Source organism: Paenibacillus sp. FSL W7-1279 (assembly GCF_037969845.1).
GTDB lineage: Bacteria > Bacillota > Bacilli > Paenibacillales > Paenibacillaceae > Paenibacillus_AQ.
In genome coordinates this window covers 3,280,775-3,300,882 of the sequence record NZ_CP150215.1, presented here as the reverse complement: position 1 = coordinate 3,300,882, position 20,108 = coordinate 3,280,775, and the positions used below count along the sequence as shown (strand labels likewise).

Here is a 20,108-nt window from a genome sequence, read left to right as displayed (position 1 = left end):
TGTTAAATAACGTAAAAAAGCGGTTCAATGGATGAACCGCTTGGATCTTTGGCCATAAGGCCAATACGTATATGGAATGTTCCTTATTAATGCGTTATCCAGAAAAAGCGCGATGTTTCTTTTAATTGCCGCTTTCTACCTGTCTACTATTAGCTATGCACCAGTACTTTTAAGCTTAGACCTAGCGCTTGCGCAGTGGATTCTTGAATTTCCTCAAATAAGGCCGGGTTTTTCGTAAGAGACATGCCGTATGAAGGAATCATTTCCTTAATTTTCGGCTCCCATTCTTCCATATGCTGCGGGAAGCACTTCTCTAATACCTCGAGCATAACGTGAACAGCTGTCGAAGCGCCTGGGGAAGCACCGAGCAAGGCAGCGACCGAGCCATCCGCGGCACTAACCACTTCAGTACCAAATTGAAGCGTTCCTTTACCCTTCGGTGTATCCTTAATCACCTGTACACGTTGGCCCGCCACGACGATTTCCCAATCCTCGCTTTTGGCGTTCGGAATAAACTCGCGTAATTCTTCCATGCGCTTTTCATTCGATAGCACCACTTGCTGGATTAGGTATCGGGTCAATGCCATTTCTTTTACGCCAGCCGCCAGCATGGTGAACAGATTGTTCGGTTTGACGGATGTGATCAAATCAAGATTCGACCCGGTTTTTAAGAACTTCGGCGAGAAGCCGGCAAACGGACCGAAGAGCAATGCCTTTTGGTTGTCAATATATCTTGTGTCCAAGTGGGGAACCGACATCGGCGGAGCGCCAACCTTGGCTTTTCCGTATACTTTGGCATGATGCTGCGCTACCACTTCCGGGTTCTTGCATACCATGAATAATCCGCTTACCGGGAATCCTCCAATATGTTTGGACTCGGGGATACCGGTTTTTTGCAATAAATGCAGACTTCCGCCCCCGCCGCCGATAAAGATGAACTTCGCCGTATGATATTCGGTTTTACCGTGTTCGATATTATGGACTTTCACTTTCCACGAACCATCTTGTGTACGTTTAATATCCTTGACGCTATGCTTGTAGTTTATTTCGACGTCTTTGCTCTTCAAGTGGTCAAACAGCATGCGCGTTAAAGCGCCAAAGTTAATGTCCGTCCCGGAGTCGATTTTGGTTGCCGCTAACGGCTCATTCGATGTACGCCCTTCCATAATAAGCGGAATCCATTCCTTCAGCTGATCCGGATCCTCGGAATATTCCATTCCTTGAAAGAGCGGGTTGTTTGACAGCGCTTCAAAACGTTTTTTCAAAAAAGCCACGTCTTTTTCGCCTTGCACTAAACTCATATGCGGAATAGGCATGATAAAGTCCTGCGGATTGCGAATCAAATTGCTGCTTACCAGATAAGACCAGAACTGTCTTGAAACCTGAAACTGTTCGTTAATATTGATTGCTTTGCTGATGTCTATAGATCCGTCAGGTTTTTCGGACGTATAGTTAAGCTCGCACAATGCGGAATGGCCGGTTCCCGCATTATTCCATTCATTGGAGCTTTCTTCCCCCGCGCTTGCGAGTTTCTCAAACACTTTGATCTCCCACTCAGGTACTAATTCTTTCAGTAAGGCTCCCAATGTTGCGCTCATGACGCCGGCACCGATTAAGATTACGTCTGTTTTTTTCTCCATGTTGCTCATTATAAACCTTCCTTATCCCATATATTTGAAAAAAGAATAGACATCCCCGCTAAAAATGTCATTAAAAAGCAAGGCGTCCTCTGAAAACACACCTTTTCTGTGTCAATTATCACCATATTATAGTCTATTATAAATATTGATAGATTAAAATACCTACTATTATCTAATCATTATAAACGATTTAAAGTTGTTAACAAAGTGAGAAGATCCTCCACAATTCCCAAACTCCAAGAAACCAAGTATAAACTTAGGATCATGCTAGAGATAAGTCCTTTTTACCGCTAAAAAAAGCCGCAAGAATCGCGACTTCTCAAGCTTATCTATTCCTTATCCTCCGAGACTTTATCGACTGCATCAGGCCGGCATTTCCGTGAACCTTTCGCAAATGAATAAGTATGAATATCTAATGGACACCTTGTAACTATGCAGCTACTTCCCGTTGCCAAGAAGCAGCTTCGTCTGGATCTCCAATTGCTTCTCCAGGGAGATGAGATCGCCTGCCGAGAACTGATTGATATCCAATGTGTAGATGCGATTGTTTTTGTAAGCCGGCAGGGACTTCCAGATGGCACTCTCCATAATCTCCTTGGCACGATCCCCGCCTCCGTCCGCATCGTAGACCGTCACGAACATATAATCCGCGGCCATTTCCGGCAGCGATTCCAGGGAAATGTCCAGACCGGCTCCTCCGTTCACGATCTGCTCTTTCACGGTTTCTGGCGGCTGATAGCCGAGACCCGAATACAGATTGCGGGTACCGCGCCCAAAGCTCTCACCTACGACCCAGAAGTTTTTCGTCCAAATCTCATAGACGCCAACCGTTTCTCCTTCCTTCACGACTCCGTCCAGCTTCGCCTTGGCCTCTGCAAGCTTCTCCTCATAGTGCCGAATCGCTTCCTCCGCTTCCTCCGATTTCCCGAGAAATTCTCCGAATTCACGCAGCTCGGCATACAGATCTTTTGCTCCCCAGGGAATAACAATCGTCGGTGCGATTTTGGCGAATTGCTCATAGTTCTTATCGGAAGGTCTAATAATGAGATCGGGATCAAGGGCTACGATTTTCTCAAGCGCCGCCTGATCGTCACCGATATCCTCGATGCCATCGGTCAGATCCTGCAAAAAATATTGATTCAGGCTGGCCGTACCGGAGCCGACTGGCTTAACGCCCAAGGTTAGCAGATGGCCAAGATATTGCGTCGCGACAATTCGCTTCGGATCCTTCGGAATCTCGATCTCGCCCATGACCGTTTCATATTTACGTGTTGCCCCTGTTTGCGGGTCGCCATTGGCCTTAACAATATCACTTTGCTGCTGTGTGTCTCCACAGGCGCCCAGCACAATGACCATACTTCCGATCAGAGACAACATCAATCCTTTAAGCAACCACATCTTTGAACCCTCCATCGTGTTGATAATGATTATCATTATTATCATAATAACGGCAAGGGTTGCACGAGTCTATTGCGTTCCGTAAGCGGTTCTATGGACATTTGTTAGAAGCTCGGTGAGTATGGACAATTGCTGCTCTAAAGCAAGCGGATCATTATATTTAAATAACTCCAGATCGAGAAAGAACACATTCCCGTTTTGAACGGCAGGCAAGCTTCTCCATTCTTTGCTGTTCATGACACGTTCTGCATTGCCTGCACCTCCACCACCTTCCCAGATGGTTACAAACATATAATCTGCGGCATACGCTGCCAGCATGTCCGGCGTTAACTCCAAGCCGACTCCCTCACCTAATACGTGTTCTGCAAGCGGCTCTGGTGGCCGAAACGAGAACGACTGGTATAAATTGCGCAGGCCTCTGCCATACGCCATATTAACCGCCCACAGCCGATCCGCCCAAAACTCATACACCGCAGCCGTAGCATGTGAATCGATTAGTTTAGCTACTTGAGCAGCAGCTTGCTCCTCCTTCGCTCGAAACCCATCCATCCAGTTCATCGCTTCGCGTTCACGATTGAGTGCTCTGCCTAATCGTAACAGTTCGTCGAGCGGGTCTTCCTGTCCCCAAGGAAGTGAAATGGTTGGAGCAAGCTGGGATAAGGGCTCGCTGTTCGGTCCGCACGTGATGATCAGATCGGGCTGCAACGATGATATCGTCTGGAACGATCGAGCATCTCCTACGTCCGCTGCATTCCCCAGCTTTCCGACATAAGGGCGGGCACGCAGCAGATTGGTCGAAGTTCCTGCGGGCGTAAGTCCAAGCGCCAGCAGATGACCCACATATTGCAGGGCCACAATACGCTTCGGACGCTGGATATAATCGCGAGGAGAGTAACCGAAATACTGCTTGAATTTCCGGCTTAAATATAAACCGTCCTGGTAGCCGATTTCCCGCGCGATTCGATCGAGATTACGATCGTCGCCGCTAAGCAATTCCTCCCTGGCTTTCTCCAGGCGAAGCCGTGTCAGATACTCCGTGAAGCCGGATCCCGTTGCTCTTTTGAACGATACAGAGAAGTGTTCCGGCGTTAATCCTACCCTCTTCGCCATGTCGTTTCGCGTTATCGCCTCGGCGAAATGCTTCTCCATATAATCCACCGCAAGTCTCATGCGCTCCAGCCAATCCTCTTCCCGCTCCTCATCATCGGTTGACTGCAGCAGCGTACCCAACAGTTGTTTAAATACCGCATCTATGCGAAGGTTTGTTGCAAGTCTCCCGCTGCTGACTCCGTGAAATTGCTTGAATTGGTATAGTTCTTGAACCAGAACTAGAGCCTCGTGTGTAGCGGCGACGGGAAGCTTGCCGGTGCCCATCAGTGCAGAGATTCGCTTGCCGTATACGATTCGGCTTGGTGTCCGCTCCTTGAACTCCCATACATCGTATTGCAATTCATAAAGCTCGAGCGGAACCGACGAGTTTGGAGTCCGGCGTATGTCGGCAATCGTCCCCGGCGGACAATAACAGATCGCCTTCGCTTTCAATCGATGCCTAACTCCATTCAAATACAAATCACCTGAACCTTTACTTACCAATAACATGGTATGTGTTTCCATGAATCCGCCGGCAGCCTCTTCGGTATGACCAAGCTTAATATAGCGAACTCCAAACAGCGAATATTGCGTCTCTTCCATGCTGACGGTCACCCCTTCAGACTGTAACATTGTTTTATCCTATTATAGTCTGGATGATAATCATTCTCAATTAATATCCAGTCGCTGAGGTTATGTATTGCCTTTCCTTTTAGAAGAAATAAAAAAAACGCCCTGTCCATACGGACAAAGCGCTTTGGTTATTAGTGAGGGGCCATATTGCCAGGCATTGGGGCTGTGCCGTAGCTATTCTGCATGTACTGCATATCTTGCTGAGGCAGCTGCGGTACTTGGTAGTATCCATGCTTATTCTGATATAGCGAAATTTCATAAGCCATTTCGATGCAGTTAGGAAGGGAATCGGCAAGCACGCGGCGTACGACCGGATTCGTGGATTCCATGGCTGCATTGGTTTTCATTGTAGCACCCGATTTCACTGTATTCAACATGCTGAGCGCGATGGTTTCATCGTTGATCTCGGCTGTGGACTGCATCGGTTTTTTCGGCTGGCCTGGTTTCATGCCGTAAATAAAGTCATTGCCCTGCTTCATTTTATAGCTTTGCGTCGGCTTTGAAGGATCTTGTCCTGATTTAAAACACTCCAAGGTGATGTTATACTCATCAGCCATAAATTGCTTCTGGCGCTGCAGGATATCCCGAAGCTCCGGATCCTGCACATGTCCGCTCAGCATGGTATACGTGTTCATGGCATTGATAGCCCCTGCCAATACTTCGTGGACATCAAACATCTCATGACCGCCGTGGTTCAATTGTGGAGGAATCATACCGGTCTCCATGTTTTGATGATTTTGTGGTTGTTCGAATTGCATTCTCGTACCTCCTAATATGGTTTGCTTACATGTCAATCAAGTAATTTCAACAAGGTGGTAGCTGGATAACGGCTTCTTTTCTGCAGTTCAGGTTTATTGTTAATTAAACAAGCCGAAAGTATTCAGGGTATTTTTAGCGAACACAAGTTTTATTGGAGCTGAAACTTTCATTGATGTTGTTTTTCCATCTTTTGTCTGATCCATATCGTAAGGAGAAGCATCAAAGGCAGCGCCACCTGGAAGATGGGTGTTACATATGTCACGACAAACTTAATCCCAAGCCATATATGATGAGGGTAATTGGGGGACAAGAATGCCAGCATATATAAACATACCCCTAAGAAAATAGTACTTATCTTGTAGGGGATTCCTGTGAGTTTAGTGAGGCCGATTACGGCACCCATAGAAAAAGCAGTCATTTTCGCGCCCAGTCCCAGAAATAGTATAAGAACGAATAAAACGTCGATGCGCTCAAAGACATCTGCAATTTCGATCAGCTGAACCACCTGCAGCAAAGGAAGCGTACTACTGGCAGCAAGTGTCGGCCCTAAGACCAAAATATTGACTTGGTTGATCAATATTAAACAAATCGCCGTAATGATATAAGTGATTATCACGCCTCTCCGCAACCTCCCCTTCTTATGCACCAAAGGAAAAAACACCAGGAACAAGAGCGTTTGTCCAAACGGAAATGACACCAGCTCCGGTATGGCTGCAGAGAATACTGGTTTAAAACCATTCTCTAAAACCGGCAGCATCATCTCCGTTTTCATAAGTCCTGTCGTTAGCAGCAGTGAATATATGGTGAGATAACTCAATATTACGATGGGCAGCAGGCCAGCGCTGACCAAAAAGACAACACGAGGCCCATACATCACCGTACTTGTAATGACGAGAATGGCGATCAGCATGATAAATGCCAGCGGTGTCCGGTTTAACAAAGTCAACACCGTAAGTTCACCTAAATCCCTTAGATTACGAGAGGCTTCATAAGTGAAATAAGCGGCAAAGGCAAAACTTACTACATAACCGATGATTTTACCAAAATATCGTTTGCATAAATCATACAAATCAAGATCAGGATCTGTGCGGTGTATCATCAGATATATACAGAGTAGGAGCAGTCCAGCGCAGGCGGCTAGGGCCATGGCTAGCCAAGCATCCCGCTTGGCTTCAGCTCCCAAGAAAAACAAGGTTGTGCTTCCAACCTCAAAAAGAGCTAGATAACATACTAGCTCGGTAACTCGAATGGATTGGTTCATAAGCAGCTTTCCCTTTCTGTGCCCTTACCAATGAAAAGAGCAAAGGCCTACTAAGAGCTCCCGTCTCTCTGAAAGACGTTTGTGACATTCCGGTTTGACTGATCGTAGCATCCACCTCTAGTACAAGTTGGAGAGATTGCATCTCCTCTTCTTCCCAACGGTCCTTTAACTTCTGCCAATCCTTCGGATATTTACGATGGATCTTGTCGGCAAAATGTGGCAAATCGACTTTAAGTCTTTTGGCGGCTTCCCATCCCTGTTCGATATAGTCCTTGATTACCTTCTCAATTTCCCTCTGCGCCGCATGAAGTGTAGGCAAGCTGGTTAAGTTACCGTGACAATGAGACTCCGATATTGTACCTTTGACTTTAACAGAAACGCTCATTTGATAACCGTTTGCCGTTTTATGAGGTGTGACTTTGGTTTTTGCAGAGGCCGATTGGAATGAGAATTGTTCTCTTTCTGTATTCGATTCTGGACAAGGAATGGATAACGTACTGATGCTCACTTTATCAGTTAACCAGGATATTCCGAAGCTTTCACTCCGCGTTAACGTTCCGATTCTCCGGTCTTTATCAAATACGGATAATCCCGTAATTTTCAGCTTTCCGCGGGTTGAAGTTTTATGTAATTGATCCACGGAATCCACTTTAGCCTCCGGCCCACCCACTAATTCAATCTGGGGAACACCGGCTGCTTGTGACTCCGAATCCAAACTAATAGCCAGCTCATACATTTTCGTTGAGGGGTAATTGCCATTAAATTGATCCGTTTTGTCCAAGATATTAGCGATAGCTGCACCCGGTAATCGTTCAGTCGGTACAAGTTGCTTTAGCAGCTCACTTGCCTGCCCGTTCGTAACGAGGACATTGACGGTCTCACGCATATAGGTGTTTCTCCAATAGAAATCCATGATTTCGCTAATCCCCTTTTCCGTTGCCTGCTGACCAAGCACAAGAATATCCGTATGCGGAAAATATAGACGTCTGGCTGATTCCGTATAACTAACATCAATCGCTTCCCGAAGCGTTGGGCCCGTTGAGGAGAACACATGGATTGGAGCCTCTGAGCCTCCAGCCTTGCCAGCACCGCCAGCACCGGATGAAATCGCCGATGGGTTAATTAATTGATATGAAACGATCCACCGATCCCCTGACCGGTCTATACCGATCGCTGAGATGAGGCCGATCTCGTTTAACTCGGTTTGATTCCAGCAGCCTGTCATTGAAAACATCATGACCAGCAAAAGTGTTATGTGAGCGAAATTGCGCATATTTCACCTCTAGTTAATTAAAGTCACCTCGTCTGATCCTTTCTCGTATCCTTAGAGCGTAGATTCTCGTTCTGCCTGACTAGATTACGTTGACTGATCTCCTTAGGTCTGGTCTTGAGCAATGGCCATGGTAGACGGACGAACAGATCCTTCAATTCAGAGAAGCGAAGCGGTGTCATAGGCGACAGATATGGAACCCCAAACGAAGTCAGGGACACCAAATGAACATAAAGAGGCACGATGCCTGCCAGAATACCGAACAAACCAAGCGTACCTGCGAGCAGCATCAGGACAAAACGAATTAAGCGAATGGCTGCTGCCATGCTAAAAGCCGGGATCGCAAAATTCGCAATAGCCGTAAAGGAAACTACGATCACCATCGCACCGGACACAAGGCCCGCCTGAACGGCAGCCTGTCCCAATACGAGCGCCCCCACAATCGAAATGGCGGGACCAATGACCCTTGGCATCCGAACCCCAGCTTCACGAATGATCTCGAACGTTAATTCCATCATGAAGGCTTCAACCAGCGCAGGCAGCGGAGTGCCTTCCCTTTGCGCTGCCAAACTAATGAGAAGTGGAGTCGGAATCATCTCCTGATTAAACGTCGAGAAGGCAATATATAATGAGGGAAGCAGCAGGGATACCACAAGAGAAACAAAACGAATGGCCCGCAAAAATGTGGTCAAATCATACCGTTGATAGTAGTCTTCACTAGAATGGAGGAACTTAAAAAAAGTAACAGGGGCTATCAGTACGAAAGGTGAACCATCAATCAAAATGGCAACTTGTCCTTCCAGAAGGCTTCCAGCCACTGCGTCAGGGCGTTCTGTGTTAATCATCGTTGGAAAAGATGTCACGGAAGCGTCCTGAATAAATTCTTCAATATATCCGCTTTCCAGCACGCTGTCCGTATCAATGGAATGTAACCGCGACATAATCTCTGATACAACCTGCGGATCCGCAATACCCTCAATATGAGCTATCGTCACTCTGGTATTGGTATATTTGCCGATAACCATCGTTTGAATCCGCAAATCCGGTGTTCGAAGCCTTCTTCGGATAAGGGATAGATTCGTCGAAATATCTTCAGTGAAGCCATCTTTAGGTCCTCGAATCACGGTCTGTGAACTCGGCTCAACTATCGATCGCTTCTCCAGACCTGCAACCGATGCTGAATAAGCGACATCCAAGCCATCGATTAAGATAACGGCTTTACCTTCTAATACCGCCGGAATTAAGGCGTGAACGGATTGCAGCTGACTTACCTGCCTTGCTGGCAGTACTTTTTTCAGCAAGGCATCCATATCAGGCGTTCCAGCAGTATCCACTGTAACGGTTAACCAAGCCTCCATGATGCCGTTAAGCTGATCCATATCAACAAGTCCCTCTATGTAGCACACCGCAATTTCCGGTATACCGTCGCGACCTGGTACTATTCTGACGATAAAATCAGAGCTATTCCCCAGTTTCTGCTCCAATATTTGAATGGAGTCTTGAAGTGACGTGGTTATCGGATGTGGTGTATCCGTTGTTTTCTTTGTTCTGTTCTTTGGTATGCTTCGTTTCAGCGCTTTTATCAGTAATCGACTTAACATAACACTCACTCCCCACCAATCTATAGCTATTATGGGGACTTACATAATAATTATTCCAATAATGGTTAATCTGCTCAAACCAGATGCATACTCTGCTCGATACATGAACAACTTAACCATAGAGGAGGTATGTGCTATGGATTCACCTGGGTGTGCAGGACCGAACGATTCCGCATCATCGGATCAAAAGAGCAGCAAAGGCAGCTTAAAGTGGTGGCAGCTCTCACTGCTTGGCATCGGTTGTACGATTGGTACGGGGTATTTTCTAGGTTCCGGTATTGGTATTAAGCTGACGGGACCTTCCATGGTTGTATCATTTCTTATCGCTGCTATAGGAACCTATATCGTCTTTCATTTTTTGGCCAAAATGACGACGGCGGATCCTCAAGAGGGATCCTTTTGTTATTATGCGGGAAAAGCGTTTGGGCGGTGGGCACGTTTCGGAAGCGCATGGAATTACTGGAGCACGAAAATTCTAATCATGGGCAGTCAGCTGACGGCTCTGTCCATCCTGACCAAGTTTTGGTTCCCTGATATTCCGCTATGGATTTTTGCAGCCATCTATGCCGTATTATCGATTGCCGTCGTTCTGCTGGGTACGAAAGGCTTCGATAAGGTGGAAAATGTATTGGCCGTCATAAAAACAGCGGCGATTCTCATGTTTATTCTTCTCTCAACTGCGGCGCTTATGGGCTGGATTCGCGGGGGCAGCGATGGTAGACCCGGATTTCCCGATTCGGTTGGACAAGTGTTCCCTGGCGGATTTCCCGCATTCTGGTCCTCGCTCTTATATGCTTTCTATGCCTATGGGGGTGTCGAAACCATTGGTTTGATGTCCATGCAGCTCAAAAACAAAAAGGATGCTCCCAAGTCAGGAAAAGTCATGCTCATCGGACTGACCGTGATTTACATGATATCCATCGGGCTTGCTGTCTTCATGGTTTCCTACAACCTCTTGAGTGAGAAAGAAAGCCCGTTCGTTACAGCGCTATCCAGCTATCCGCTAACTTTCTTTCCCCATGTATTCAATGGAGCGATCATTATGGCCGGATTCTCGACGATGAGCGCTTCATTGTTTGCCGTAGTGAACTTGCTTGTGACGATGGCTAAAGACGGCGATGCACCGAGTATTTTTACGAAGAAGCTGGAAAATTTCCGGAAGCTGCCGCTCCCTTCCTTGGTGCTTGCCGCGATCGGTTTATCGGCTTCAATCGTTACGGCACTCCTATTGCCCGGAAAAATATACGAATACATTACAACTGCCGCCGGGATATTGCAGATGTATAATTGGTCGTTCATTATCATTTCGGCTTACAAAATTCTAAAGGTCAGAATGTGGGATGTGATTCTGGGTGGATTCGGCATCATCCTCCTGCTCGGTGCCGTAACCGGAACCATCATGGAGAAGAGCATTCGGCCCGGTTTTTTTGTCAGCTTGATCTTGGCTGCACTTGTGGCCATCGTGACGCTAATTATGGTCAAGATATGGAATAAGATGCAGACCAACACCATCCCCAATGAATAAAGAAAGGATATCTTCATTGTAAGATATCCTTTCTTTTTGCTTCTTATAGGAGCGGGATGTTCCCCTCTTCGCATTCTTTCAGGGTTTTCTCATTCCAAACGGATACCTGTACTTCGCCGATGTGGGCTTTTCTTAGAAGGAACATGCACAGCCTTGATTGTCCGATGCCTCCCCCGATGGTTGGCGGCAGCTCTCCTTTTACGACGGCTTGGTGGAAGTCAAGGCTCAAACGTTCCATTCTGCTGCTTGCCAGAAGCTGTTGACACAGCGATTGAGCATCAACCCGGATCCCCATGGATGAGATCTCCACCGCACAATTCAATACCGGATACCACAAAACAATATCCCCGTTTAACGTCCAGTCATCATAATCCGGCGAGCGGCCGTCATGCACCTGACCGGACTTCATCGTTCCGCCTATCTGCATAATGAATACGGCGCCATGTATCCTGACAATTTCATTTTCCCTTTCCTTCGGCGTTAAACTAGGAAAACGATCTTCCAACTCCTGCGTCGTGATGAAAAAAATCCGCTCCGGGAGGATCGGCTTCAAGAAGGGATGAAGTTCATAAAGGTACTCTTCCGTGGATTTGATCACATCATATATCCTTACAACTTCATGTTCTAAGGTGGCGAGAGTACGCATGTCTTCGCATATCACTTTTTCCCAATCCCACTGATCGACGAATATGGAATGCAGATTATCCATGTTTTCATCCCGCCTGACGGCTTTCATATCGGTGTATAAACCTTCCCCATTCTTAAAGCCGTATTGGGTAAGGGCCGACCGTTTCCACTTTGCAAGGGATTGCACAATTTCGACACGGCCTTCCTTCATATCCATCACATCAAAAGATACGGTCCGTTCCGTGCCGTTCAAATTGTCGTTAATGCCTGTGCCCTCTTTTACCATAACGGGTGAGGAGACTTCGGTTAAGCGGAGCGCCTTCTCAAGCCCGATCTTAAAATACGATTTGGTTTTTTGTATGGCGATAGCCGTTTCCATTCTGTCTAGACTGGATTGGTAACGCTCAGGAATCACGATAGATCTTAGCAAGTCGTTTTTCGCCCCTTCACAACGTATTGAAATGTGTAAACTTCTGCCTAATTGTCTGAGAACAGTTTATGTTTACCCTCCAATACTGTCGCTTTGTCCCATGTATATTGAACGGAATTGGGCAGATGACCACTTGGTTATCCTGTTAACGCAAGAATGCCCTGAATACCAAAGTACACACCGAAACCGATCAGTGATACTCCCGATATGACCGAAATCGCAGTCAGCATGTTCTCGTTGAGGAAGCGACGAAGGCCTGTTGTTAGACCGGCAACGCATAGATCCCAAAGGGTTAAGCCCAAAAAGATCATGCTGCTATACAACAGCAAATGGCTCGTCCCGAACGCTGAGGCAGTCTTGGCCAGGATGGAGCCATAAATCCCCAGCCAAAACAGGATTGATAAAGGACTCGTGATGGACATGAAAAAACCGAGCAGAAAACAGCTTAACAGCGAATCCTTTTTTCTTGCCGCCGAGCTGATTTTCAATTTATTCACTTTCGTTATGCTTTCAACCCCGCTGTAAATTAACACGAATCCGCCAAAGAGCCACAAAAAGATCTGAACGATCGGAATATTAAGGAATTGAACGAGACCTAGATAAATGAGCAACATAAAAGCTGCGTCTGCCAGCATGGATCCAGCTCCGACTACCCAAGCATGCCAAAAGCCGTTCTTAATGCCTTTATCAAGCCTGGCCGAGTTCACGGGCCCGATCGGAGCAGCCAATGTTAATCCCAGAATAATGTAGCTAATTAATAAATTCACGTTCAATCGCATTCACTCCCGCCTACGAATACCAAGCTTGTACATTTTATGTGAAAAATGCGGTTGGATATGACTTCTAATCCTAAAACCAAGAAAAAAACCAGCTAATGTTTGTCAAGCATTTCAGCTTGGATGAGTTCTTTTCGTGATATACTTTTTCCGACCAACCCAAATAACCTCCACATCTATGGAGGTTTCCCCTTCGGCTTTGGCGGCTATCTTCTTGAGCTTGTCCATTCCGCCCCAGACCAAATATACGATATGCTCCACCTGGTAATACGGAAGGCCGCGAACTTGGTCGAGCAGCAGTTTGACGTTTACGTCGGTTTCCATGTCCGATTGAATCTTCAGTTTCATCCAATCGGTGCAGTGCAGCATGCACTTTACCAGGGTTGGAATCGTTTCCGCACTAACACCATGCCGCTCAGTAAAAGCTAAAGTAAAATGGTTTTGAACGGATTGGTGTTCGTCATCGACTTTACCCATATATTCTTCCACCAACGGGAAATACGTTTTATCCTTCAATCCGAGGCCAAATACGGCATAGCTTCCCGGCATGCAGTTTTTCTCCCCTTCCGTATCCGCGTACCATTCAAACGGCTCCATTGCAGTTTTGGCATACTCCTCCATTAGAGGATACAGATCGGGATATTCCACAGCATTGGCAAAGAATCGATGCGTTCCCGACTTAGCCAAGCCTCTAATCGGGAGCTACTGCTTCACTGAGGACTTCAGTTTGATTTGGCAGCTTTTCGGGAATCCCAAGCCGAAGAGGTGAGTCAGAAACCGGAGCGCGCGAGCGTAACTCTCCCCTGTTTCCTGCTTAATCCATAGACGCCAATGATCCAGTCGAGTAGGGATCCGCGTCTGGAAACAGCCCCTCGTCCAGGATGTGTCTGGACAGGAAAAACGTCTCCAACGGTTTGGTCGGATAGGTTCCTTTTTCTAGCTTATTGGCTATATAGATTGAGATTCGTTCTTGTAATTGCTTCTTCTTTGTCCCATCTGTAAGAATACAAAGGTTCAGGTCGCCTTCCCGCACTCGAAACTTGCCGTTAAACGTAAACTGATAATCGATGATAGAGCTCGGCATCTCATCCAATTTACGCTGCATATAAGAGGATAGCTCAGGAGCGATGTGCTCTCGCACAAGTTCTTCGGTCAACGGCTCACCAGGTGTCCATCTGTCTTCCGGCATCGATCTGTCTAGATCATCATCTGTCATGCTCACCCTGCCCTTGTCATATTCAAGCAGCGCATAGTCATGTATCCCGATCTGCAGCGAAGTACGCTTCACGATGTTCTCTGCGTTTTTATCGCTGATAAAGGCCATCCATTGGTCGATCTGTTCCTTCCCCTGCCCAAAAACCATTCGGAAGATGTACAAGAACTGAAACGTCATGCTGCCAAGGAATATTACAACTATCTCTATCCGCATATCGTCCAAAAAAGAGCCACTCTCGCGGACGATATCATCTCCGACCTCATCCAAGCCGAGGTGGACGGGGATCGGTTATCGGACGATGAGATCGTCAGAACGACGATGTTTATCCTGGGTGCAGGCATTGAAACGACGACTCATCTGCTAGCCAATACGTTTTATTCCTTCTTATATGACAACAACCAAATTTACGGGGAAATCCAGGCTAACCGCGAGCTCCTTCCCAATGCCATCGAGGAAATGCTCCGCTATCGGTTTAACATACTTTTGTCTGGGTGCTCCGCTGGCACGGCTGGAAGCAAATATAGCGATAAGCAGGTTCATGGATTTCTTCCCGCGCATTGAACCGGTTCCTGATTTTAAACTGGAAGATAACCTGAGTCCTTCTGCCGCAGGACAAATGTTAACTCAGCTGCCTATCCGTGTTCATCGGTAAGGCTGGCCTGTATCAGTTCTTTAGGTACAATAAAAAAAAGCCCTGCATAGCAAGGGCTCATCGTATCGGGAGGCCCTGTCAGTCTTAAATCACAGGGCCTCTCGCTATTTAGGAAACCACGGAAAATCATTCTATTGTTTTTTGACCTCACGGGTTCGTACCAGTAACCGGGCCGCCCGTTGTTTAAACGCATGAGCGCTTCCAGGAAGAAATAATCGCCCCAAATGACAAAATCGTCCGGCGCAATCCCCCCTCTTACAAAATACGAACCATGTCGCAAAAAAACTTTCGGAAGGTTACCCTGCACGGGATACGCACTCACCGTATCTCCGGGATCGCCTTATTACTTATCAGGGTTGCCCAGGTGACGCGTTCCTCCACTTTCCTTCTTCTGCCGAAGCATCTGCCGATAAGCACCGGGCGTCATGCCAAGCTTGGCGGTAAACAGGCGCGTCATGTAGTTGGAATCTCGGATTCCCACGCGTTCCGCGATCTCGGAAATGCCAAGCACCGTGCCGCCAAGCAGTTTCTTGGTCTCCTCCAGGCGCAGGTGCAGCACATACTGCAGGGGCGTTTTGCCGATATGCCTCTTCATGCATCTGGCGATATAACTCGCTTGGAAGTGGAGCTTTTCCTCCAGCGAGGCCCGTTCAAACGGCTCCTTCCAATGTTCGTTTAAATAGGCTGCGGCGGCTTGGGCCAGCCGGACGGAAGGCTCCGGCTCGGACGTCCGAGCGCAGCCTGCCTGCAGCGCGGCAAACAGCTCGGTCAGCAAAAGATGGAGCTGGAGCGCATTCTCCCCGTTCAGTCTGTTGTGGGTATCGTTCAAACCGCGCAGCATCGGCTCCACGGTTTGCACCTCGACGGATGCAAACTTCGGCAAGTACATGCGCTGCTGCGATGAGGGCTCAACGTCTTCGACCGTGCCTTTGGACAGCAGGCTTGTCCAGGGAATATCCTCCTGCAAGATATGCACGGCCGGATGCCCATGGATGAAATGCACCCAATAAATCTCCGTATGCTCCGAGCAGGCTCGGTGCCCGACATGCCGCAGCCCCGCCTCCAGCACCAGCAGCTTTCCGGCGCCTACCTCATACTCCGTCTGTTCCTCCCTCATATAGAGCGTTCCTTTTGTGACCAGCAGCAGGTCAAAAACGCCGAAGGTACGAGCGAAATGCTTGTCTCCCGGCTTCCATACGGCATGTCCGGCCGTTACGAATTGCGGCAGCGGCGGTATGGCGAATTCTAAGCACAGCAAGACCATCCCCTCCTTTTCGCAAGTTCATTTTGTGCTATTTAAAGTCTATATTATCACTGGTTGCCCGCATGAAAAAGAGGTACATTTGATCACAAGTAACCGCTACCATATAGCGACTAAGGAGGCTGTTTGCGCATGCGTTATCGTCAGGTTCATCTCGACTTCCATACATCCGAGGCCATCGCCGACATCGGAAGCCGTTTTTCAAAATCCCAGTTCCAGAACATGCTGCTTGCCGGGCACGTCGATTCCATTACGGTGTTTTCAAAATGCCATCACGGCTGGGCATACCATCCGAGCGAAGCCAATGAAATGCACCCGCATCTCTCATTCGATCTGCTGGGCGAGATGATTGCTGCCGCCCACGAAATCGACGTCAAAACGCCGGTGTACTTATCCGCGGGGCTGGACGAAAAGCTGGCGCGGCGCCATCCCGAATGGCTGATCCGCGACGCGGAAGATCGTACGCGCTGGGTGAAAGATTTCATGACCCCCGGTTACCACGAGTTTTGCTTTAATACGCCTTACCTGGACATCTTGATTGAGCAAATTCGTGAGGTAGTCTCCAGATATGATGCGGATGGCATTTTCCTTGACATCGTCGGGACCCGCAAATGCCGGTGCCAGCATTGCGTAGCCGCCCTGCGATCAGCCGGTCAAGACCCTCGCGATGAAGCAGCCGTTGCCGCCCTGGGCGAGGCGACCTACCTGAACTATGCCCGCCGCGTTCGGGAAACGGTGGACGAGATCAAGCCCGGTCTTCCGGTTTTCCATAACAGCGGCCATCAGCGTCGCGGACGCCGCGACCTTGCCCAAGTCAACAGTCATCTGGAACTGGAATCGCTGCCGACCGGAGGCTGGGGTTACGACCACTTCCCGCTTTCCGCACGCTATGCACAGACGCTTGGCATGGACTATCTCGGCATGACGGGCAAATTCCATACCTCCTGGGGCGAATTCGGCGGTTACAAGCATCCGAACGCGCTTCGCTTCGAAACGGCGCTCAGTCTCGCCCACGGCGCCAAGTGCTCAATCGGCGATCAGCTTCACCCTTCCGGCATGATGGATGAAGCGACTTACGCCTTGATCGGCACCGCCTATGCGGAGGTGGAAGCGAAGGAGCCATGGTGCAGCGAAACATCTTCAGTAGCGGATATCGCCGTCTTGTCGCTGGAGGCTGCTTGGGAGGCTTGTCCCGAAGCACGAAAATCGGAAGACCGTAACAATCTGGCGGATGCCGGAGCCGTACGCATCCTGACCGAAGGACATTACCTGTACGACATCGTGGATGCCAGTGCTGATTTCAGCCTCTACAAAGTGCTGATTTTGCCTGATGATGTGCCGGTATGGCCGGCATTGGGAGAAGCTATCCGCGCTTTTACCGCAAGCGGCGGCAAGCTTCTGGCCACGGGTCGCTCAGGTTTGGAGCCGGACGGCAGCACTTTTGCGCTTGATCTTGGACTGAACTGGAGAGGCGCCAGCCCTTACCGTCCGTCATATTTCCGTCCGGACTTTACTCCAGGGCCCCTCCTCCCTGCTTCATTTGTCATGTACAGCGAGGGACAGCAGGTTGAACTGAACGGCGGCCGTGCAATTGGCAGCCGGGAGAATCCGTACTTTAACCGGGACGTGTTCACGTTCTGTTCTCATCAGCACACGCCAAGCGCGGGGGAGGACAGCGGACCCGGCATGATCGAAAGCACAAGCGGTATCTATATCGCTTGGAATGTGTTCGGCGACTACGCGGACAACGGACACCTCATTCTGAAAGAGATGGTATTGCATGCTCTTGCCCGGCTCCTGCCGCAGCCTTCCTTGAGCTGCGATTTGCCGGCACGAGGCATTGCGACGCTTCAGTATCAGCAGGGCGAGAAACGCTACATAAATCACCTGCTGTATGCCACCCCTGTGTTGAAGGGGCGTGTTGAAGTCATTGAAGACATCGTTCCGCTGCGGGATGTTTCCGTCGGCTTGCGTCTCCCGTCCCAGGCCTCGGTTAAACGGGTCTATTTAGCTCCTTCGATGGAGGAACTTCCTTATACTGTCAACAATCAAGACGAGATTAACTACACGGTTCCTTATTTGGATAATCACCAAATGGTTGTGTTGGAGCTGGCGTAGTGATCGTTCCTGCCATAGATGAGTGATGGCACACAACTCTGGCTTGAGGAAAAGCCGCAGTCCCCGGACTGCGGCTTTTCCTCAGATTGTCGAGAAACCCTGCACTTTTTTCAAAGTACAGGGTTTCTCCCTTTTTAAGTGGTCAATTCAAGAGGGGAAATGGGGGATTACCCCCTGTTTTCCAGGCGATCCAAGTGGATCGCCATCTTCTTCATATTCTGCACGGTTGCTGTCATCAGAGCTTGTTCCCTGACGTTTTGCAACCCGCGCAACCGGCAATAGCGAAACCCATGGAGCTCTTTGGCATCCGCGAAGCTTCGCTCAATCGTTTCTTTTCGTTTTCGGTATAAATACTTGCCGGATCGACTGAGCCGGTTGTTTCGCACCCATTCCTTGCTGTCTTCCCAGACATGGCGCGTGACGACCTTGCGGTGATTCCGTGAACGGGTACATTGCTCCAGCATCGGGCAAGTCTTGCAGTGCTTCGGATCGGAGGCATATTGCCGGTATCCTTCTCGATTCGTGGTGCGATACAACAATTCATGCTGGAGCGGACAAATATAACGGTTACGCTCGGCATCATAGGTAAACTTCCACTTCGGAAATAAGCCTTGGGTCGGATGAAATCTCCGGTGAGCAATCACTCCAAAGATCCCCCGTTCCTGCAATCCTTTGCAGATGGGGGTTGTTAAATAGCCTGAATCCAGGGCAACGGCTTCAACTTCAAAACCAAATCGCTCTCGTTGGCGATCCAAACGCGACAAATACGGTACAGAATCATGGACGTTTCCCGGCGTGACGTGGACATCGGTAATCAGATTGTACTTCAAATCAACGGTCCGGTGATCTAAATAAAAGAATCCTTCCGGTTTCCCGTCGCGAATCATATAACCGCTATCCGGGTCGGTTTTGCTCACCTTGATTTCTTTCTTCTCGACCACATCCTCTCTGGGTTTTAAAGCTTTTTTCCATGCGCCTTCCGGTCGGCTTCTACTGCGCCATTGAGTTCGTCCATGTAATCTCGTGTGTTTTGTAGAACCTGCTGCTTGGTGTACTGGTGTTTGTTCGCATTGGCCTTCACATGCGTGGAATCCGAAACCAGGACTCGTCCGCCGACCATGCGATGCTCGATTGCCTGCAGCACAATCTCATCGAAGATATCTTGAAAGATATTAGTGTCTTTGAAACGAGTCCGTCGGTTCCAGCTAATGGTGGTATGGTCCGGAACTTTGTCTGTCAATCCCAAACCAAGAAACCAACGGTATGCCAGATTCGTCTGAATCTCGCGTTCCAGTTGACGCTCTGAACGGATGCCGTAAAAATAACCGAGGAAAATCATCTTAAATAACACGACAGGATCGATGGCTGGTCGCCCATTATCAGCACAGTAAAGCGGACGGACCTTTTCGTCGATGAAAGAGAAATCGATATACTTGTCCACTTTACGGAGCAGATGATCTTGAGGAACCAATTCTTCAATCGAAACAAACTCGTAAGCCTGCTGTTTTTCTCGGTTAGAACGCAACATATTTAACACCCTTCCGAACGGTTTATTTACTAATATTATATAGTATTAACGCGGTGTCGTGTTGAACTAAATACACAAAAAATAGCTGTCGAGACTTTCTCGACAGCCTGAGGAAAAGCCGCAGTCCCCGGACTGCGGCTTTTCCTGTTATCTTTTAGATCTCAATTCGCTATTACATCGCAAGAAATGACGGTTTACATCTGAGAGGGAGACTACTCAGGATCAGTTAGCGGTAGAGTCAACACGGTACCCTGCCAATAAGCTGTTATGTCTTCCACACCTCGTACATCCCTACTCTTTATCTAGCCAAAGGTATGACCATAT

At 48.4% G+C, this 20,108-nt stretch carries 15 protein-coding genes and 2 pseudogenes; 3 read left to right on the top strand and 14 right to left on the bottom strand.

The annotated features are described in order from the left end of the window. Window positions 1–149: 149 nt before the first annotated feature. The 7 genes from MKY82_RS14715 to MKY82_RS14685 all read right to left on the bottom strand — a co-directional run bounded on the left by MKY82_RS14715 (window position 150) and on the right by MKY82_RS14685 (window position 9,651). Entirely contained in the window at window positions 150–1,649 is a 1,500-nt protein-coding gene (locus tag MKY82_RS14715; protein WP_194542430.1) for a malate:quinone oxidoreductase, read from the bottom strand. A gap of 429 nt (window positions 1,650–2,078) precedes the next feature. Continuing rightward, window positions 2,079–3,038, bottom strand: coding sequence for an ABC transporter substrate-binding protein (locus MKY82_RS14710; protein ID WP_339296421.1), 960 nt, complete (start codon window positions 3,036–3,038; stop codon window positions 2,079–2,081). Between the two features lie 69 nt (window positions 3,039–3,107). After that, entirely contained in the window at window positions 3,108–4,760 is a 1,653-nt protein-coding gene (locus MKY82_RS14705; protein ID WP_339296420.1) for a helix-turn-helix domain-containing protein, read from the bottom strand. A gap of 131 nt (window positions 4,761–4,891) precedes the next feature. Continuing rightward, on the bottom strand, window positions 4,892–5,518 hold the full coding sequence (locus MKY82_RS14700) for a spore coat protein (RefSeq protein WP_339296419.1): 627 nt from the start codon (window positions 5,516–5,518) through the stop codon (window positions 4,892–4,894). A 167-nt stretch (window positions 5,519–5,685) separates the two neighbouring features. Next, window positions 5,686–6,780, bottom strand: a complete 1,095-nt coding sequence (locus MKY82_RS14695; protein ID WP_194542426.1) for an endospore germination permease — start codon at window positions 6,778–6,780, stop codon at window positions 5,686–5,688. Next, a complete protein-coding gene (locus MKY82_RS14690; protein ID WP_339296418.1) occupies window positions 6,728–8,053 on the bottom strand; it encodes a Ger(x)C family spore germination protein in 1,326 nt (441 codons plus the stop codon). Before MKY82_RS14690 ends, MKY82_RS14695 begins: the two co-directional genes overlap by 53 nt. Window positions 8,054–8,076: 23 nt before the next feature. After that, window positions 8,077–9,651: a spore germination protein gene (locus MKY82_RS14685; RefSeq protein WP_339296417.1), complete on the bottom strand. Its 1,575-nt coding sequence runs from the start codon at window positions 9,649–9,651 to the stop codon at window positions 8,077–8,079. A gap of 136 nt (window positions 9,652–9,787) precedes the next feature. Between MKY82_RS14685 and MKY82_RS14680 the strand changes: the two genes are divergently transcribed. Further along, window positions 9,788–11,176 carry an amino acid permease gene (locus MKY82_RS14680; protein ID WP_339296416.1) on the top strand — a complete coding sequence of 463 codons (1,389 nt, stop codon included), beginning with the start codon at window positions 9,788–9,790 and terminating at the stop codon, window positions 11,174–11,176. A 43-nt stretch (window positions 11,177–11,219) separates the two neighbouring features. Here the strand turns inward: MKY82_RS14680 and asnA are convergent, their stop codons facing one another. The 4 genes and pseudogenes from asnA to MKY82_RS14660 form a co-directional block, all read right to left on the bottom strand. Beyond that, window positions 11,220–12,182: an aspartate--ammonia ligase gene (gene asnA / locus MKY82_RS14675; RefSeq protein ID WP_339296675.1), complete on the bottom strand. Its 963-nt coding sequence runs from the start codon at window positions 12,180–12,182 to the stop codon at window positions 11,220–11,222. Between the two features lie 188 nt (window positions 12,183–12,370). Beyond that, window positions 12,371–13,006 (bottom strand): LysE family transporter, encoded by a 636-nt coding sequence (locus MKY82_RS14670; protein WP_339296415.1) that lies wholly within the window; start codon window positions 13,004–13,006, stop codon window positions 12,371–12,373. A 117-nt stretch (window positions 13,007–13,123) separates the two neighbouring features. Next, window positions 13,124–13,783, bottom strand: a pseudogene (locus tag MKY82_RS14665) (DUF6138 family protein). 40 nt (window positions 13,784–13,823) lie between these two features. Continuing rightward, window positions 13,824–14,297 carry a DUF6138 family protein gene (locus MKY82_RS14660; protein ID WP_339296414.1) on the bottom strand — a complete coding sequence of 158 codons (474 nt, stop codon included), beginning with the start codon at window positions 14,295–14,297 and terminating at the stop codon, window positions 13,824–13,826. Between MKY82_RS14660 and MKY82_RS14655 the strand changes: the two genes are divergently transcribed. After that, window positions 14,265–14,786, top strand: coding sequence for a cytochrome P450 (locus MKY82_RS14655; RefSeq protein ID WP_339223755.1), 522 nt, complete (start codon window positions 14,265–14,267; stop codon window positions 14,784–14,786). The two genes, MKY82_RS14660 and MKY82_RS14655, sit on opposite strands and share 33 nt — an antisense overlap. Before the next feature lie 239 nt (window positions 14,787–15,025). On the opposite strand, the pseudogene MKY82_RS14650 reads toward MKY82_RS14655, so the two are convergent. Together MKY82_RS14650 and MKY82_RS14645 are read right to left on the bottom strand one after the other, a co-directional pair. Then, a pseudogene (locus tag MKY82_RS14650) lies at window positions 15,026–15,157 on the bottom strand (glucuronyl hydrolase); the annotation flags it as partial. A gap of 63 nt (window positions 15,158–15,220) precedes the next feature. After that, window positions 15,221–16,135, bottom strand: coding sequence for an AraC family transcriptional regulator (locus MKY82_RS14645; RefSeq protein WP_339296413.1), 915 nt, complete (start codon window positions 16,133–16,135; stop codon window positions 15,221–15,223). A gap of 135 nt (window positions 16,136–16,270) precedes the next feature. Here MKY82_RS14645 and MKY82_RS14640 point away from each other — a divergent pair, with 135 nt between their 5' ends. Beyond that, window positions 16,271–18,256: an alpha-amylase family protein gene (locus MKY82_RS14640; protein ID WP_339296412.1), complete on the top strand. Its 1,986-nt coding sequence runs from the start codon at window positions 16,271–16,273 to the stop codon at window positions 18,254–18,256. 167 nt (window positions 18,257–18,423) lie between these two features. Here MKY82_RS14640 and MKY82_RS14635 read toward each other — a convergent pair. After that, window positions 18,424–19,784 (bottom strand): IS1182 family transposase gene (locus MKY82_RS14635; protein WP_339219424.1). Its coding sequence is split into 2 segments (ribosomal slippage): window positions 18,424–19,217 and window positions 19,217–19,784, totalling 1,362 coding nucleotides; the frame shifts between segments, so codons are not numbered across the junction. Window positions 19,785–20,108 lie beyond the last annotated feature (324 nt).

Bases quoted from the DNA above. Each gene is read 5' to 3' on its own strand.
- MKY82_RS14715 (WP_194542430.1), bottom strand. From the start codon at position 1,649: ATGAGCAACATGGAGAAAAAAACAGACGTAATCTTAATCGGTGCCGGC.
- MKY82_RS14680 (WP_339296416.1), top strand. From the start codon at position 9,788: ATGGATTCACCTGGGTGTGCAGGACCGAACGATTCCGCATCATCGGAT.
- MKY82_RS14705 (WP_339296420.1), bottom strand. From the start codon at position 4,760: ATGTTACAGTCTGAAGGGGTGACCGTCAGCATGGAAGAGACGCAATAT.
- MKY82_RS14695 (WP_194542426.1), bottom strand. From the start codon at position 6,780: ATGAACCAATCCATTCGAGTTACCGAGCTAGTATGTTATCTAGCTCTT.
- MKY82_RS14685 (WP_339296417.1), bottom strand. From the start codon at position 9,651: ATGTTAAGTCGATTACTGATAAAAGCGCTGAAACGAAGCATACCAAAG.
- MKY82_RS14710 (WP_339296421.1), bottom strand. From the start codon at position 3,038: ATGTGGTTGCTTAAAGGATTGATGTTGTCTCTGATCGGAAGTATGGTC.
- asnA (WP_339296675.1), bottom strand. From the start codon at position 12,182: ATGGAAACGGCTATCGCCATACAAAAAACCAAATCGTATTTTAAGATC.
- MKY82_RS14700 (WP_339296419.1), bottom strand. From the start codon at position 5,518: ATGCAATTCGAACAACCACAAAATCATCAAAACATGGAGACCGGTATG.
- MKY82_RS14640 (WP_339296412.1), top strand. From the start codon at position 16,271: ATGCGTTATCGTCAGGTTCATCTCGACTTCCATACATCCGAGGCCATC.
- MKY82_RS14655 (WP_339223755.1), top strand. From the start codon at position 14,265: ATGTATCCCGATCTGCAGCGAAGTACGCTTCACGATGTTCTCTGCGTT.
- MKY82_RS14690 (WP_339296418.1), bottom strand. From the start codon at position 8,053: ATGCGCAATTTCGCTCACATAACACTTTTGCTGGTCATGATGTTTTCA.